General features: G+C 45.7%; 23 protein-coding genes. All 23 read left to right on the forward strand.

What is annotated here, in order from left to right; all coding sequences use genetic code 11:
* Window positions 1-76: 76 nt before the first annotated feature.
* A complete protein-coding gene (locus tag A9239_RS10400; RefSeq protein ID WP_048121193.1) occupies window positions 77-793 on the forward strand; it encodes a 50S ribosomal protein L2 in 717 nt (238 codons plus the stop codon).
* Between the two features lie 15 nt (window positions 794-808).
* Window positions 809-1,219 (forward strand): 30S ribosomal protein S19, encoded by a 411-nt coding sequence (locus A9239_RS10405; RefSeq protein WP_048121191.1) that lies wholly within the window; start codon window positions 809-811, stop codon window positions 1,217-1,219.
* A gap of 11 nt (window positions 1,220-1,230) precedes the next feature.
* A complete protein-coding gene (locus A9239_RS10410) occupies window positions 1,231-1,686 on the forward strand; it encodes a 50S ribosomal protein L22 (RefSeq protein WP_048121189.1) in 456 nt (151 codons plus the stop codon).
* Window positions 1,687-2,610 carry a 30S ribosomal protein S3 gene (locus tag A9239_RS10415; RefSeq protein ID WP_048121187.1) on the forward strand — a complete coding sequence of 308 codons (924 nt, stop codon included), beginning with the start codon at window positions 1,687-1,689 and terminating at the stop codon, window positions 2,608-2,610.
* A complete protein-coding gene (gene rpmC, locus A9239_RS10420; protein WP_048121185.1) occupies window positions 2,610-2,813 on the forward strand; it encodes a 50S ribosomal protein L29 in 204 nt (67 codons plus the stop codon). The genes A9239_RS10415 and rpmC overlap by 1 nt, the downstream gene beginning before the upstream one ends.
* Entirely contained in the window at window positions 2,803-3,135 is a 333-nt protein-coding gene (gene rnp1, locus A9239_RS10425; RefSeq protein WP_048121184.1) for a ribonuclease P protein component 1, read from the forward strand. The genes rpmC and rnp1 overlap by 11 nt, the downstream gene beginning before the upstream one ends.
* A gap of 4 nt (window positions 3,136-3,139) precedes the next feature.
* On the forward strand, window positions 3,140-3,469 hold the full coding sequence (locus tag A9239_RS10430) for a 30S ribosomal protein S17 (protein ID WP_048121182.1): 330 nt from the start codon (window positions 3,140-3,142) through the stop codon (window positions 3,467-3,469).
* Window positions 3,466-3,864, forward strand: a complete 399-nt coding sequence (gene rpl14p / locus A9239_RS10435; RefSeq protein WP_011305142.1) for a 50S ribosomal protein L14 — start codon at window positions 3,466-3,468, stop codon at window positions 3,862-3,864. Before A9239_RS10430 ends, rpl14p begins: the two co-directional genes overlap by 4 nt.
* Window positions 3,865-3,874: 10 nt before the next feature.
* Window positions 3,875-4,225, forward strand: coding sequence for a 50S ribosomal protein L24 (gene rplX / locus A9239_RS10440; protein WP_048121180.1), 351 nt, complete (start codon window positions 3,875-3,877; stop codon window positions 4,223-4,225).
* Between the two features lie 13 nt (window positions 4,226-4,238).
* Window positions 4,239-4,946 carry a 30S ribosomal protein S4e gene (locus A9239_RS10445; RefSeq protein ID WP_048121178.1) on the forward strand — a complete coding sequence of 236 codons (708 nt, stop codon included), beginning with the start codon at window positions 4,239-4,241 and terminating at the stop codon, window positions 4,944-4,946.
* 4 nt (window positions 4,947-4,950) lie between these two features.
* Window positions 4,951-5,448, forward strand: coding sequence for a 50S ribosomal protein L5 (locus tag A9239_RS10450; RefSeq protein ID WP_048123452.1), 498 nt, complete (start codon window positions 4,951-4,953; stop codon window positions 5,446-5,448).
* Window positions 5,449-5,601 (forward strand): 30S ribosomal protein S14, encoded by a 153-nt coding sequence (locus A9239_RS10455; RefSeq protein WP_048121176.1) that lies wholly within the window; start codon window positions 5,449-5,451, stop codon window positions 5,599-5,601. It abuts the gene before it with no gap.
* A gap of 10 nt (window positions 5,602-5,611) precedes the next feature.
* On the forward strand, window positions 5,612-6,004 hold the full coding sequence (locus tag A9239_RS10460) for a 30S ribosomal protein S8 (RefSeq protein ID WP_011305137.1): 393 nt from the start codon (window positions 5,612-5,614) through the stop codon (window positions 6,002-6,004).
* Between the two features lie 17 nt (window positions 6,005-6,021).
* Entirely contained in the window at window positions 6,022-6,552 is a 531-nt protein-coding gene (locus tag A9239_RS10465) for a 50S ribosomal protein L6 (protein WP_048121174.1), read from the forward strand.
* 10 nt (window positions 6,553-6,562) lie between these two features.
* Complete coding sequence (locus A9239_RS10470; protein WP_048123450.1) at window positions 6,563-7,000, forward strand: 50S ribosomal protein L32e; 438 nt, start codon at window positions 6,563-6,565, stop codon at window positions 6,998-7,000.
* A 2-nt stretch (window positions 7,001-7,002) separates the two neighbouring features.
* Window positions 7,003-7,455 (forward strand): 50S ribosomal protein L19e, encoded by a 453-nt coding sequence (locus tag A9239_RS10475; RefSeq protein ID WP_048121172.1) that lies wholly within the window; start codon window positions 7,003-7,005, stop codon window positions 7,453-7,455.
* 16 nt (window positions 7,456-7,471) lie between these two features.
* Window positions 7,472-7,996 (forward strand): 50S ribosomal protein L18, encoded by a 525-nt coding sequence (locus A9239_RS10480; protein WP_048121170.1) that lies wholly within the window; start codon window positions 7,472-7,474, stop codon window positions 7,994-7,996.
* A 9-nt stretch (window positions 7,997-8,005) separates the two neighbouring features.
* Window positions 8,006-8,632, forward strand: coding sequence for a 30S ribosomal protein S5 (locus A9239_RS10485; RefSeq protein ID WP_048121167.1), 627 nt, complete (start codon window positions 8,006-8,008; stop codon window positions 8,630-8,632).
* A 1-nt stretch (window position 8,633) separates the two neighbouring features.
* Complete coding sequence (locus A9239_RS10490) at window positions 8,634-9,095, forward strand: 50S ribosomal protein L30 (RefSeq protein ID WP_048121165.1); 462 nt, start codon at window positions 8,634-8,636, stop codon at window positions 9,093-9,095.
* A gap of 10 nt (window positions 9,096-9,105) precedes the next feature.
* Window positions 9,106-9,528, forward strand: a complete 423-nt coding sequence (locus A9239_RS10495) for an uL15m family ribosomal protein (protein ID WP_048121163.1) — start codon at window positions 9,106-9,108, stop codon at window positions 9,526-9,528.
* 142 nt (window positions 9,529-9,670) lie between these two features.
* Window positions 9,671-11,149, forward strand: a complete 1,479-nt coding sequence (secY, locus tag A9239_RS10500) for a preprotein translocase subunit SecY (protein WP_048156046.1) — start codon at window positions 9,671-9,673, stop codon at window positions 11,147-11,149.
* Between the two features lie 85 nt (window positions 11,150-11,234).
* The gene (locus A9239_RS10505) at window positions 11,235-11,882 is read left to right on the forward strand and encodes an adenylate kinase (RefSeq protein ID WP_048121160.1); all 648 of its coding nucleotides are present in this window, start codon (window positions 11,235-11,237) and stop codon (window positions 11,880-11,882) included.
* A 180-nt stretch (window positions 11,883-12,062) separates the two neighbouring features.
* Window positions 12,063-12,341 (forward strand): sugar-specific transcriptional regulator TrmB, encoded by a 279-nt coding sequence (locus A9239_RS10510; RefSeq protein ID WP_048121158.1) that lies wholly within the window; start codon window positions 12,063-12,065, stop codon window positions 12,339-12,341.
* Window positions 12,342-12,769: the final 428 nt, after the last annotated feature.

The following is a 12,769-nucleotide window of genomic DNA, read 5'->3' on the forward strand; positions in this document are numbered from 1 at the left end:
TCAATCCTTTTTTTTTTATAGCATTATTCGGCATACGAGATTGCAACCCGGATAGGACTGATGTGAGGTGTGATGTATGGGTAAAAGAATCATATCACAAAATAGGGGTAGAGGTACTCCTACCTACAGAGCTCCTTCTCACAAGTACAAGGCAGAACTGAGGCACCCCCGTGTTGACGAGAACACGTCGATTCAGGGGAAAGTCATTAATCTCGAGCACGACCCTGCTCGCTCAGCTCCGATAGCAAAAGTTGCCTTTGAAACTGGGGAAGAACTTCTCCTGCTTGCCTCGGAAGGAATTGCAGTAGGGAGCACAATTGAGTGCGGAGACGATGCCGATGTCAAGCCAGGAAATATAGTTCCTATAGGAAAGGTGCCTGAAGGTTTCTTTATCTGCAATATCGAGTCAAAGCCAAATGATGGTGGCAGATTCGTGCGCTCTTCCGGTGTATACGCAACTATCGTAACCCATGAGCCTAACAGGACTGCAGTGGCAATGCCTTCAGGTAACATTAAATGGCTTAATCCTAAGTGCAGAGCAGTTGTTGGTATCGTTGCAGGCGGAGGTCGTGTTGACAGGCCATGGCTCAAAGCCGGAAAAAAGTACCATAAAATGAAAACAAGAGCTGCAAAGTATCCCAGGGTTTCAGGAGTTGCCATGAACCCAGTTGACCACCCATTCGGTGGAGGTGCCTGGAAGCACCCGGGCAAGCCAACAACGGTTAGCAGAAACGCTCCGCCTGGAAGGAAGGTCGGACTGATTGCAGCTAGAAGGACCGGAATGAAGCGCTGATGAGGGGTATTCGTTATGGCTAAAAAATCATCATCAAGATTACCAAAGAGAAAGGGTGAGTATACCTACCGCGGGAAAACCGTCTCAGAACTTCAGGAACTGAGTCTTGAAGAGTTTGCAGAACTCCTGCCTTCAAGAGAACGTAGGAGCATCAAACGCGGATTCACAGAAGGACAGAAAAAAGTCCTGCACGAGTTCAAAGAAGGAAAGAAGGTCAGGACTCATCACAGAGACCTAATTATCCTTCCGGAAATGATCGGACAGACTATTGAAATTCATAATGGGAAAGGCTTTGTAAGTGTAGACCTCCAGCCTGAAATGATCGGGCACCGTTTCGGAGAATTCGCACCCTCAAGGTCAAGGGTTTCACATGGCAGTGCCGGTGTGGGAGCAACCCGTTCAAGCAAGTTCGTGCCACTGAAATGAGGTGAAAGGGAATGGCAAGAATTAATTATTCAGTTAAAGGAGACCCTGAGATTACCTCTAAAGCTATGGGTTCTGAACTCCATATTTCCCCTAAAAAGTCCCGTGAAGTCTGCTGCAAAATTAAGGGTATGAAGGTTCCTGAAGCAAGAAAGTTTTTAGAAGATGTAATTGCTTTAAAGCAGGCAGTTCCCTTCAAAAGACATCATGATGGAACAGGACACCGAAAGGGTCCAATGGCTGCAGGCAGGTACCCTGTTAGTGCTTCAAAAGAGATCCTCAAGATCTTGAAGAATGCAGAAAGCAATGCCGAATACAAGGGTCTTGAACCCTCAAATATGTATATTACTCACGCTGCAATTCAGCGCGGGAGGGTAATTCACGGGTTTATGCCAAGAGCCAGAGGGCGGGCAACACCCAAAGACACAGACACTGTAAATATCGAGATGATTCTTTCCGAGGTGCGCTAAATGGCAATAGAAAGAAAATTCGTCAGTGATGGTTTTGTCAAAGCCTCCATGGACGAGTATTTCGCAGAACAGCTGAATAGAGCTGGATATGGCGGTATGGAGCTTAACAGGACCCCAATGGGCACCCAAATTGTTATTTATTCTGAAAAGCCTGGAATGGTAATCGGAAAAGCCGGGAAGGTCATCCGAAAACTTACCAGAGATGTAGCAGCTAGGTACAACCTCGAAAACCCGCAGATTGATGCTCAGGAAGTTAAGAAACCTGAACTTAATGCTCAGATGATGGCTTCAAGGCTTGCAGCTTCAATTGAGAGAGGCTGGTACTTCAGGAAGGCCGGACACAACACAATTCGGGCAGTTATGAATGCAGGTGCACTTGGCTGTGAAGTCGTAATCTCAGGAAAGCTTACGGGTGCCAGGTCAAGAGTTGAAAAATTCGTTGACGGGTACATAAAGCACTCTGGAAATCCTGTGCAGGAAGTAGTAGACGAAGGATTTGCAGTAGCAGTCAAAAAGCTCGGGACCCTTGGCTGTAAAGTCAGGATCATTCAGCCAGACGTTGTCTTGCCTGACTCATACACTACTACGGAACCAAGTGAGCCTGTAACTGAACCTGTAGAAAAGCCTGCAGAAAAGCCTGCTGAAAAACCTGCCGAAGCTCCTAAAAAGGAAAGTGCGGCAAAATCCAAAACTCCTGCAGCAGTACCTGAGAAACCAGTAGAAGCAGCTGAAGTTGCAGAGCCTGAAGAAGCCGAGGAAGAACCCCAGGCTGAAGTAGCAGAAGACATTGAAGAGGCTGAAGTCATTCAGGTTGAAGGCTCAGAAGAACTTCGAAGACAGGTCAATGGAGTCTGGCAACACAAGCACGAAGGTTACGACTACTGGCATCCCATGGCAAGGGTTCATAAGGAGGCTAAGGAATAATGGCAATCCTCAGACCCACAGAAATTCGAGACATGTCACTTGAGGAGCGGGCTGACGAACTCGAGAACCTTAACAGTGAACTGGTCAGGGAACGTGCCCTTACTTCCGCAGGTGGAGCTCCTGAAAACCCGGGAAGAATCGGAGAAATCAGGAGAACGATTGCTCGGATAAAGACAATTCAGCATGAGCTAAATGAAATCTAAAGTGGAAATTCTACCTTCGACCCTTATCTACCATGAACTGATAGGGCTCGAAATTCAGGTGATTCGTTCCACTAATCCAGCATTGATAGGAATCCGCGGCCGGGTGATTAACGAAACGAAAAATCTGTTAATCATAGAAAACTCAAGGTCGCGGGAACTGAAGATTCCAAAGGCGGATTCGGAATTTCTCTTCCGAATCCCTGCCGAGCTCTCAGAAAAAGGCCGCAGATCCGATACATTCGTTAAAATTCAGGGAAACCTGCTGCTCTCACAACCCGAAAATCGGATCAAGAACATCAAAAAGTTACGCAAATGGGGCTAAACTCATGGCAAAAGATATTGGATTAAACATACCGGCGCCATCAGAAGAATGTAATGATTTATACTGTCCCTTCCACGGAACACTTTCAGTAAGGGGTCAAATCCTTGTGGGCACCGTGGTTAGCAGCAAGATGGACAATACGGTAGTTATTGAAAGGCAATACATGAAATTGGTGCCGAAATACCAGAGATACGAGAAGAGACGTTCAAAGGTTCACGCACACAACCCGCCTTGCATTTCAGCAAAAGTCGGGGATATCGTTACGATCGCAGAATGCAGACGTATAAGCAAAACGAAGTCCTATGTGGTAGTTAAAGCGGAGGTGCCCAAATGAAAGGCATACGCTCCAACATCCCAAGGGCTCTCAACGCAGGCGCCAAGGTTCCCTGTGTGGACAACACCGGAGCCAAGGTCGTTGAGATTATTTCTGTCAAGAAGTACAGAGGGGTCAAGAACAGAATGCCCTGCGCAGGAATTGGGGACATGTGCGTCGTCTCAGTAAAAAAAGGTACACCAGAAATGAGAAAGCAGGTTCTCCTTGCAGTAGTGGTTCGCCAGAAGCAGGAGTTCCGCCGTCCGGATGGGTTGCGTGTGTCCTTTGAGGACAATGCAATGGTAATTACGGATGAAGAAGGGATTCCAAAAGGTACGGACATAAAAGGTCCTATAGCAAGAGAAGTAGCTGAGAGGTACCCCAAGATCGGGACCACAGCATCTATCATTGTCTGAGGTGGCGAAAATGGTATCCAAACAGCCTAGAAAGCAGAGAAAGGCAAGATATAATGCGCCTCTGCACGTCAGACAGAAATTCATGGGCGCAAAGCTTAGTGAAGAACTCTCCAAAGAGTATGGCACAAGGAGCGCCGCAGTTATAGCGGGAGACACCGTGAAGGTCATGCGTGGAGATTATAAGGGTACTGAAGGAAAGGTCCAGACCGTTTCGCTTCAGGACGGCACAATTTCTGTGGACGGAGTTATTTCCACCAAGGTGGATGACACCGAAGTCCCAAGACCTATATACCCCTCCAATGTTATGATCACAAAACTGGAAATGAAGGACGGGCGCAGAGCATCAAGTATTAAGAAGTGAGGCAGGTGATTTTGTGACACACCAGAAAAGATTATCAATTCCAAGAAGCTGGAAGGCCGGGAAAAAAGGTTATAAGTGGGTCTCCGCCACTCACCCGGGGCCTCACAGTCAGGCACGCAGTCTTCCGCTCGGAATCATAATTCGTGATATTCTCAAGCTTGTAGATAATAGCAGGGAAGGTAAGAGGATTCTCTCGGAAGGCAAAGTTCTTGTAGATGGAATCCCCAGGAAAGACCTCAGGTTTCCGGTTGGGCTTTTTGACGTAATTACACTCCCTCTCATAAATGAAACATACAGAATGTTCCAGGATGAAAAGGGACGTCTTGCCCTTCACAAGCTGGACGCGACAAACGTTAACAAATTGTGCAGGATCAACAACAAGACTACCCTCAAAGGAGGAAAGGTGCAGCTTAACCTGAATGACGGGACCAACATTCCGGGTTCTAACGAATACAGCACAAAGGACTCTCTGATTCTCTCATTGCCTGACAAGCATATAGTAAAGCACCTGCAGTTCAAGGTCGGCAATCTGGCAATGGTAGTAGGTGGCCAGCACTCTGGAGAAATCGGAAAGATCACTGAAATCAGGGAAGTTAAGAGTTCCAGGCACAATACAGTCGCGATTTCTGGGGAAACCGATTTCGAAACAATTGAAGATTACGTTATTGTTATAGGCGAGGACAAGCCTGAGATCCGGCTCGGTGGTGAGGTAATTGAGTAACGTTATGCGCACTCCCGTTGTTGAGAAGGTAATTGTCCACATGGGTGTTGGAGAAAGTGGCCAGCATCTCGTAGACGCCGAAGAAATCCTCAGAGCTATCACAGGGCAGGAAGTTGTCAGGTGCTTTGCCAAGAGGACTCTTCCGGCTTTCTCGATCAAGAAGAACGAACCAATAGGCTGCAAGGTGACCCTGAGAGGCCAGAGAGCCCAGCAGTTTCTCGAGACAGCTCTTGGTATCGTCGATAAGACTCTTGGCAGGTCTCAGTTTGACTCCCTTGGAAACGTCTCTTTCGGAATTGAAGAACACACTGATTTTCCGGGCATGAAATACGACCCGAATATCGGGGTTTTCGGAATGGACGTAACAGTTGTTATTAAGCGCCCTGGAGAAAGAATCTGCAAGAGAAGGATTGCAACAAGGAAGATCCCGACCAACCACAAGGTCACAGTTGAGGATGCTATTGCTTTCCTTAACGATAGTTATGGCGTGGAGGTCATGTAAATGACAGAGACTATAAATAAGTCCGGAAGAGGAGTAAACGTGTGCAAGCGGTGCGGAAGAAAGCAGGGACTTATCCGCAAATATGACATTTACCTCTGCAGGCACTGTTTCAGGGAAATTGCCCACGATATGGGTTTTGAGAAGTATTCATAAGGTGATTAAAATGGTATTACTTGATCCTCTTGCAAACGCCCTTTCCACAATTAAAAATGCCGAAGCTATTGGGAAAAGTTCCTGTATTATCAGGCCTGCCTCAAAAAACATTGGCAACGTGTTGAAGGTTATGCAAGATCTCGGCTACATTGGAGAATTCGAGTTTATCGATGACGGAAAAGCCGGAATCTACAGTGTCACCCTCGTGGGAAGAGTCAACAAATGCGGTGCAATTAAGCCGCGGTATTCCGTAGGAACTGGCAGCTTTGAACGCTGGGAAAAGCAGTTCCTGCCGGCAAAGAACTTTGGCGCCCTTATAATAACTACTTCAAGCGGAGTTATGTCCCAGTACGAAGCCCGTGAGAAGAAGATTGGTGGGCAACTTCTTGCTTATGTATACTGAGCTGGAGGGAACAGGAAATGGTTAAGGAAATTGCAAGAAAAATAGAGATTCCTGAAGGAATTTCCGTTTCTTTCTCTCAGGATGTGTTTACAGCCACAGGTCCTCTGGGAACTGTAGAAAGAAAACTGTGGTATCCTGGAATCAAGATCTACGTCAGGGACGACGAAGTAGAGGTTGACGCGGAATCGTCCAGGAAAGAACAGAAAGCCATGGTAGGCACTTTTACTTCCCATATCAAAAACCTTATGAAAGGCGTAAATGAGGGTTTTGAGTGCAAGATGACTATCCTGTACGCTCACTTTCCAATGCAGGTAAAAGTTGATGGTAAGACCCTCGTAATCGGAAATTTCCTTGGAGAAAAGAAGCCAAGAATTGCAAAAATCCTTGGCGAGACAAAGGTTAAGGTTTCTGGAAATGAGGTTACTGTTTCCGGAATCAACAAGGAAGATGTCGGGCAGACTGCCGCAAATATTGAACAGAAGACTAAGATCAAGAGATTCGACCCGAGGATTTTCCAGGACGGAATCTACATTGTGCAGAAGCCCTGAGGTGGTTATGATGGCAGAAGAATTCAAATCAGAAGATACTTTAGTTTCCACCCTTGATATGGACTCTGAATCCAGGCGATTATTCAATGTGAGAAAGGTCCAGAAGGGAAAGAAGCCCCAGTTCAAGAGAGCGGCATGTCATAAATTTAAGAGGCTTGACAGCAACTGGAGGCATCCGAGAGGTACTCAGGGTAAACAGCGTAGAAAATATGTCTCAAAAGGTGCTCATGCCCAGGTAGGATACGGAAGTCCTGCTGCAGTAAAAGGCCTGCACCCGTCCGGTTATTCTGATGTGCTTATTTCCAGCGTTGCTGAGCTTGAGCTCGTTGATCCTTCTTATGAGGCTGTTAGGATAGCATCGACAGTAGGTTCAAGAAAGAAAGCTGTTATTATCACAAAAGCTGGAGAACTTGGTATTAAAGTACTGAACCCTGGAAGGAGTGAATAAAAATGTCAGATCTGGCCAATCAAAGAAGGTTAGCCTCCAAAATTCTCGAATGCGGACTTGACAGGGTATGGCTTAATCCGGAAGCCTCTGAAGAGATCGCGTCGGCAATTACCAGGGAAGATATTCGTGGGCTCATTGAGAAAGGCACTATTAAAGCTAAGCCGGTCAAAGGAGTCAGCAGAGGCCGAGCCAGAGCTCTTGCTGCCAAACGCAAGTATGGGCACTGTAAAGGTCAAGGTTCAAGAAAAGGTAAAAAAGGAGCCCGTACTCCGAAGAAGGAGCAGTGGATCAAAAAGATCCGGGCGCTTAGAAGAAGGCTCAAGGAACTGCGTGCAGATGGGACACTTGATAAATCCGTGTACTGCAGACTTTACAGAAAAGCAAAAGGCGGCGAATACAGAAGTGTTGCTCACCTTAATTCCCACCTTGGGTCTGAAAAACTGTTAAAGAAATAACCTGGAGGAGCTAAATATGGCAACAGGACCGAGATATAAGGTTCCTTTTAGACGACGAAGAGAAGGACGCACTAATTACCACCTGAGACTCAAGTTACTGATCTCAAAGCAGGATCGTGTGGTTGTCAGGAAGAGTGCAAGAAATGTTCAAATCCAGTTAATAGCTCCGACCCCAGAGGGGGATATTACTTATTCCTCAGCCGTTTCGAGTGAGCTTGCTAAGTACGGTTACACAGGGGTTACCGGAAACACAACGGCTGCATACCTTACAGGGCTCCTGTTCGGGCTTAAAAGCTTGAAGAAGGGGTATGAAGGAGGAATTCTGGATCTAGGACTTCAGGCTTCCTCTGCAGGTTCCAGGGTTTATGCTGCGCTTAAAGGCATAGTTGACTCGGGTTTCGAAGTCCCCTGCAGCCCTGAAGTTTTCCCTTCGGATGAGAGAATCCGGGGAGAACACATTGCTGAATACAGAGAAGAGAGCTCAGACCTGCCAGAGCAGTTTGAAGCAACCAAAGAGAAAATCTTTGCTGAGTTTAGTTAAGGTGATTAAATGGCATTCGATGAAGAATGGGTTCCAAAAACCAGGCTTGGAAAATTAGTCATGGAAGGACAGGTTGCTTCCATGGAAGAAGCAATCAAATCAGGCTTGCCTATCAGGGAACCTCAGATAATTGATATGCTGCTTCCTGACCTGGAAGACGAGGTACTCGATATTAACATGGTTCAGAGGATGACTGACTCTGGACGCCGTGTGAAATTCAGAGCAACCGTAATCGTAGGGAACAGAAATGGCTATGTAGGGCTCGGGCAGGCAAAGGATGTGCAGGTAGGGCCTGCTATCCGTAAGGCAATTGATGCTGCAAAGCTCGATATTACCTATATCCGCAGAGGCTGTGGATCCTGGGAATGTGCCTGTGGTCTGCCTCACACCGTTCCTTATGAAGTAACTGGAAAGGCAGGCAGTGTAAGCGTAACTCTTATTCCGGCACCAAGAGGCCTTGGAATTGCTGCAGGGAATACTGCAACCAAAGTGCTGGAAAAAGCCGGAATTAAAGACGTATGGACCAAGACCTTTGGAACTACCCGGTCTACCCTCAACTTCGCAAAGGCAACCTTTGATGCCCTTAACCAGGTCAATGTTATGAGGCTGCCAGTCTACTGTAAGGAGGAAGCCTGATATGTATGCCATTGTTAGGTTGAGAGGTCAGGTTAATGTCCGGTACACGATTGAAGATACGATGAAGATGCTTCGCCTGCACAAGGTTAACCATTGTGTGCTTGTGCCCGAGGATCCTCATTTCAAAGGTATGGTTCAGAAGGTGAAGGATTACGTTGCCTTTGGGAAAATTGATGCAAATACCCTTGCAGAGATCCTCGAAAACCGTGGAAGACTCGAAGGCGATACTCGCCTGACTGAGGAATACATCCGGGAAAACACAGCCTATGATTCAATTCAGGCTTTTGCTGAAGCTGTTGTTGAAGGAGAAGCTACCCTAAAGGACGTTCCCAAACTGAAGCCTGTTTTCAGGCTTCACCCTCCAAGAAAAGGACACGCAGGGATTAAAAGAACCGTACAGCAGGGCGGCGAGCTCGGAGACCACGGCGATGGGATCAATGCACTCCTGCACAAAATGAGATAAGGTGGTTGGAATGGATACAAAGAAGTTCAGAGGGTCCAGGACCTGCGGAGGCGGGACTCATAAAAACAGGCGTGGAGCCGGAAACCGCGGAGGTCGTGGAAAAGCCGGTGCCTGTAAGCACCACTTTGTAAGAGCTATGTTCAGGGGATACAGCTACGGAAAGCATGGTTTCACGCTCCCTGCTGAAATTTCCAGGGATGTTTCCATAGTAAATGTGGGAGAACTTGACGAACTTGCTCCTTACCTTGTTGAAGAAGGGCTTGCAGAAATCAAGGATGGTGTTTACCATATTAACCTTGAAAACCTCGGAATCGAAAAAGTACTCGGAAGCGGACGTGTTATGAAGAACCTTGTTGTTACTTCGGAAGGATTCTCCGCATCTGCCCGTGAGAAAATTGAAGCCGCTGGTGGAAGTTGCATCGATGCTGAATAAGTAATGCCATCAGGCATTACTTATTTTAATTCTTTTGGTAACTTTTTCATATTAGATGTACTATACTTACCAATATCTTACGGTAAAACGTGATCTAACATTTTAATTATTATAATAAATTATATTTTGAATGGTGTAATCGATGACTCTCAGGGATACGTTAGAACCGTTTTTTAACAAGTTACCTGCAGTAGCAAGTCCGGAAAAACATGTCCATTTTAAGGATAAGCTCTGGTGGACTCTGGGAGTCCTTTTGCTGTACTTTGCTCTGGCAAATGTACCGCTTTTTGGGATGTCCCAGGACTCGGTTGACCTTTTTGAATCTTACCGCGCATTCTTTGCAGGCGCGTCTGGATCTTTAATTCTCCTAGGTATCGGGCCTATTGTCACGGCTTCGATTGTCCTGCAACTTCTTGTTGGAGCAGATATCATCAAATTGGACCTGTCGGACCCCAAAGACCAGGCATTCTTTCAGGGATCTCAGAAGTTCCTTGTGCTTGTCATGATCATACTGGAAGCTCTGCCGCAGCTACTTGGTGGATATATCCAGCCGGATCCAGGGCTTGCTTCTTCTCTAGGTGTAGGCCTGGGAGTAATCACCTTCCTGCTTCTTGTCCAGATCTTTATTGGAGGCGCACTGATTCTTTTCATGGATGAAGTAGTTTCCAAGTGGGGCATCGGGTCAGGAGTCGGGCTTTTCATTGTTGCGGGAATCTCCCAGCAGATTGTTACAGGGATCTTTAACTGGCAGCTTGATTCTTCCGGGCTCCCGGTCGGGTTGATTCCGAAATGGATTTATATCGTCCAGAACGTCGGAGCAGATTACCTTCTCTCAGGTGAGGGCATGTTGTACATGCTGGTCAGTGGAGGTATTCTTGCACTGCTAAGCACGATTGTTATTTTCTTGCTTGTGGTTTACGTGGAAAGTACAAGAATCGAAATTCCTCTCGCCCACAGTGCGGTTAGAGGAGCAAGGGGCCGTTTTCCGGTCAAGTTAATATACGCATCAGTCTTGCCGATGATCCTTGTCAGAGCTCTTCAGGCGAATGTCCAGATGATTGGAATTATCCTTGCCAGCCGTGGAATCACTTTCCTTGGAGAGTTCCAGGGGTCTACGCCGCTAAATGGGATTATGTATTACCTTGCTCCGATACACAGTCCTTATGATTGGATTCCATCTCTTGTAAAACAGTCCTTTTCAGGTTATGGGGCCGCTACACCTGCAAACTGGCAGATTGTACTTCATGTCTTTACAGATGCTACTATGCTTGTCGTAGGTGGAATTATCTTTGCACTTTTCTGGATAGAAACAACGGGTATGGGAGCTAAACCAACAGCCCAGAAGATTTTCAATTCCGGCATGCAGATTCCGGGTTTCAGGCGGAATATTAGCAGTATTGAAAAAGTTACCCAGCGCTATATCCCAAAAGTTACCGTAATAGGTGGAGCTTTCATAGGAATTCTTACGTTGATTGCAAGCTTGCTCGGTACGCTTGGAAGCACTAGTGGTACAGGGCTTTTGCTGGCTGTCAGTATTGTGTATCGTCTCTATGAGGACATAGCTTCCGAGCAGATGATGGAAATGCACCCGATGATTCGCTCCTTCTTTGGAGAACAGTAAAGGGTTCTTTTTGAGCTGTAAAGGAAAATCGAATAATAGAGATGTAATGTAAACAAACTAAAGGATAAGACACAGGGATCTTCAAATGAATATAATACTCTTCGGGCCTCCAGGTGCCGGAAAAGGCACCCAGGCCAAAAAAATGGTTGACGACTATGGAATCCCGCAGATCTCCACAGGTGATATCCTGCGGGCAAATGTCAGGGAAGGAACCGAACTTGGGCTCGCAGCCAAGGAATATATGGACAAAGGAGAGCTTGTTCCTGATGCGGTGCTTATAGGGATTATTAAGAACCGTCTGAAGGAACAGGACTGTGAAAAAGGTTTTATCCTTGACGGGTATCCACGGACAATACCTCAGGCTGATGCTCTTTCAGCCATCCTTGATGAGCTTAATAAGCCCATAGATGTTGTTCTCAACTTAGAAGTGCCGGATGAAGAACTGGTAGAAAGAATAAGCGGTCGCCTTATGTGCAACTGCGGTGCGAGCTATCACAGGACTTTTAACCCGCCGAAAAAAGATGGCGTCTGTGACATTTGTGGTGGTAAGGTCTTCCAGCGGGCTGACGACAAAGAAGAGGCCGTCAAGAACCGTCTCAATGTCTATAAAAACCAGACCCAACCCCTTATTGACTATTACACAAAGCAGGGAATTCTGGTAACTCTAGACGGCACGAAAGATATCGATGAGGTCTTTGAAGGAATAAAGGCAGTTCTTACAAAGTTTGCCTAAATTCTTCATTTCTTTTTTATTTTATTAAATCCTCTAACTTTTTTATTTTCTCTTCATGTTTTGCTATTTATCAAAAAAGCTTTGCTTTTTTCGGACTCATTTGATTCAAATAATTTGTATTTAAATAATATGTGGCTATTTATATCAACAAACACTACACTACGGAGAAGCTGAGTTAATATGACTGAAAACTCGATCGATGAACTGGTTAACTGGGTTATCAGCGTTGATCGCCGTTTGATTCTGATGGACTCTATGAAAAGGCATCCTTTTGTAAGGGCTTCGGATATTGCTCATGAGACAAGCCGATCCACACAGAATATCAGCCATGCTTTAAAGGAACTTGAGAGTAAGGGCTTAATTCAGTGTTTAACTCCTGAAAAAACCACATGGAGAAAGTATATCCTGACAGAAGAGGGAAAAACAATTTTAGAAAAACTGGATGGGAAATACCTTTGATTATTGGGATTATTGGAGTCAGATTTAATCTATTTTAACGCTGATCGAAACATTCGCTGAAGATACTGATATATTGACATGAAAAATACCGGATATATTGGCTTGAAACCGATATTTTGACTTGAAACAATCGGAGTATTAATCTGAAAATACCAATATATTTACCTGAAAATACCGATATTTTGACCTGAAACAAAGAATTTTTACTCATGGGGCTTCGGCTTTGAGCTTCTTCGATTTCACTTTCCTGTAATTTGTTTAAACGCTGGATTTCACCCTCAAATTCAATGTCTTCATACCTATTTACCAGCTTAAAGTTTTCTCTGACAATGGATTTTTTTAAACTCTACAGGGTTTTGCTTGCTTCTTCTCGACTGTGATTTTTTTGTTATTCCGGGAGGACTTTGCTTGAGGCTCTCAAATTAGAA

The organism is Methanosarcina sp. A14, assembly GCF_001729375.1.
Classification (GTDB): domain Archaea; phylum Halobacteriota; class Methanosarcinia; order Methanosarcinales; family Methanosarcinaceae; genus Methanosarcina; species Methanosarcina barkeri.

Bases quoted from the DNA above. Each gene is read 5' to 3' on its own strand.
- A9239_RS10400 (WP_048121193.1), top strand. From the start codon at position 77: ATGGGTAAAAGAATCATATCACAAAATAGGGGTAGAGGTACTCCTACC.
- A9239_RS10405 (WP_048121191.1), top strand. From the start codon at position 809: ATGGCTAAAAAATCATCATCAAGATTACCAAAGAGAAAGGGTGAGTAT.
- A9239_RS10410 (WP_048121189.1), top strand. From the start codon at position 1,231: ATGGCAAGAATTAATTATTCAGTTAAAGGAGACCCTGAGATTACCTCT.
- A9239_RS10415 (WP_048121187.1), top strand. From the start codon at position 1,687: ATGGCAATAGAAAGAAAATTCGTCAGTGATGGTTTTGTCAAAGCCTCC.
- rpmC (WP_048121185.1), top strand. From the start codon at position 2,610: ATGGCAATCCTCAGACCCACAGAAATTCGAGACATGTCACTTGAGGAG.
- rnp1 (WP_048121184.1), top strand. From the start codon at position 2,803: ATGAAATCTAAAGTGGAAATTCTACCTTCGACCCTTATCTACCATGAA.
- A9239_RS10430 (WP_048121182.1), top strand. From the start codon at position 3,140: ATGGCAAAAGATATTGGATTAAACATACCGGCGCCATCAGAAGAATGT.
- rpl14p (WP_011305142.1), top strand. From the start codon at position 3,466: ATGAAAGGCATACGCTCCAACATCCCAAGGGCTCTCAACGCAGGCGCC.
- rplX (WP_048121180.1), top strand. From the start codon at position 3,875: ATGGTATCCAAACAGCCTAGAAAGCAGAGAAAGGCAAGATATAATGCG.
- A9239_RS10450 (WP_048123452.1), top strand. From the start codon at position 4,951: ATGCGCACTCCCGTTGTTGAGAAGGTAATTGTCCACATGGGTGTTGGA.
- A9239_RS10455 (WP_048121176.1), top strand. From the start codon at position 5,449: ATGACAGAGACTATAAATAAGTCCGGAAGAGGAGTAAACGTGTGCAAG.
- A9239_RS10460 (WP_011305137.1), top strand. From the start codon at position 5,612: ATGGTATTACTTGATCCTCTTGCAAACGCCCTTTCCACAATTAAAAAT.
- A9239_RS10465 (WP_048121174.1), top strand. From the start codon at position 6,022: ATGGTTAAGGAAATTGCAAGAAAAATAGAGATTCCTGAAGGAATTTCC.
- A9239_RS10470 (WP_048123450.1), top strand. From the start codon at position 6,563: ATGGCAGAAGAATTCAAATCAGAAGATACTTTAGTTTCCACCCTTGAT.
- A9239_RS10475 (WP_048121172.1), top strand. From the start codon at position 7,003: ATGTCAGATCTGGCCAATCAAAGAAGGTTAGCCTCCAAAATTCTCGAA.
- A9239_RS10480 (WP_048121170.1), top strand. From the start codon at position 7,472: ATGGCAACAGGACCGAGATATAAGGTTCCTTTTAGACGACGAAGAGAA.
- A9239_RS10485 (WP_048121167.1), top strand. From the start codon at position 8,006: ATGGCATTCGATGAAGAATGGGTTCCAAAAACCAGGCTTGGAAAATTA.
- A9239_RS10490 (WP_048121165.1), top strand. From the start codon at position 8,634: ATGTATGCCATTGTTAGGTTGAGAGGTCAGGTTAATGTCCGGTACACG.
- A9239_RS10495 (WP_048121163.1), top strand. From the start codon at position 9,106: ATGGATACAAAGAAGTTCAGAGGGTCCAGGACCTGCGGAGGCGGGACT.
- secY (WP_048156046.1), top strand. From the start codon at position 9,671: ATGACTCTCAGGGATACGTTAGAACCGTTTTTTAACAAGTTACCTGCA.
- A9239_RS10505 (WP_048121160.1), top strand. From the start codon at position 11,235: ATGAATATAATACTCTTCGGGCCTCCAGGTGCCGGAAAAGGCACCCAG.
- A9239_RS10510 (WP_048121158.1), top strand. From the start codon at position 12,063: ATGACTGAAAACTCGATCGATGAACTGGTTAACTGGGTTATCAGCGTT.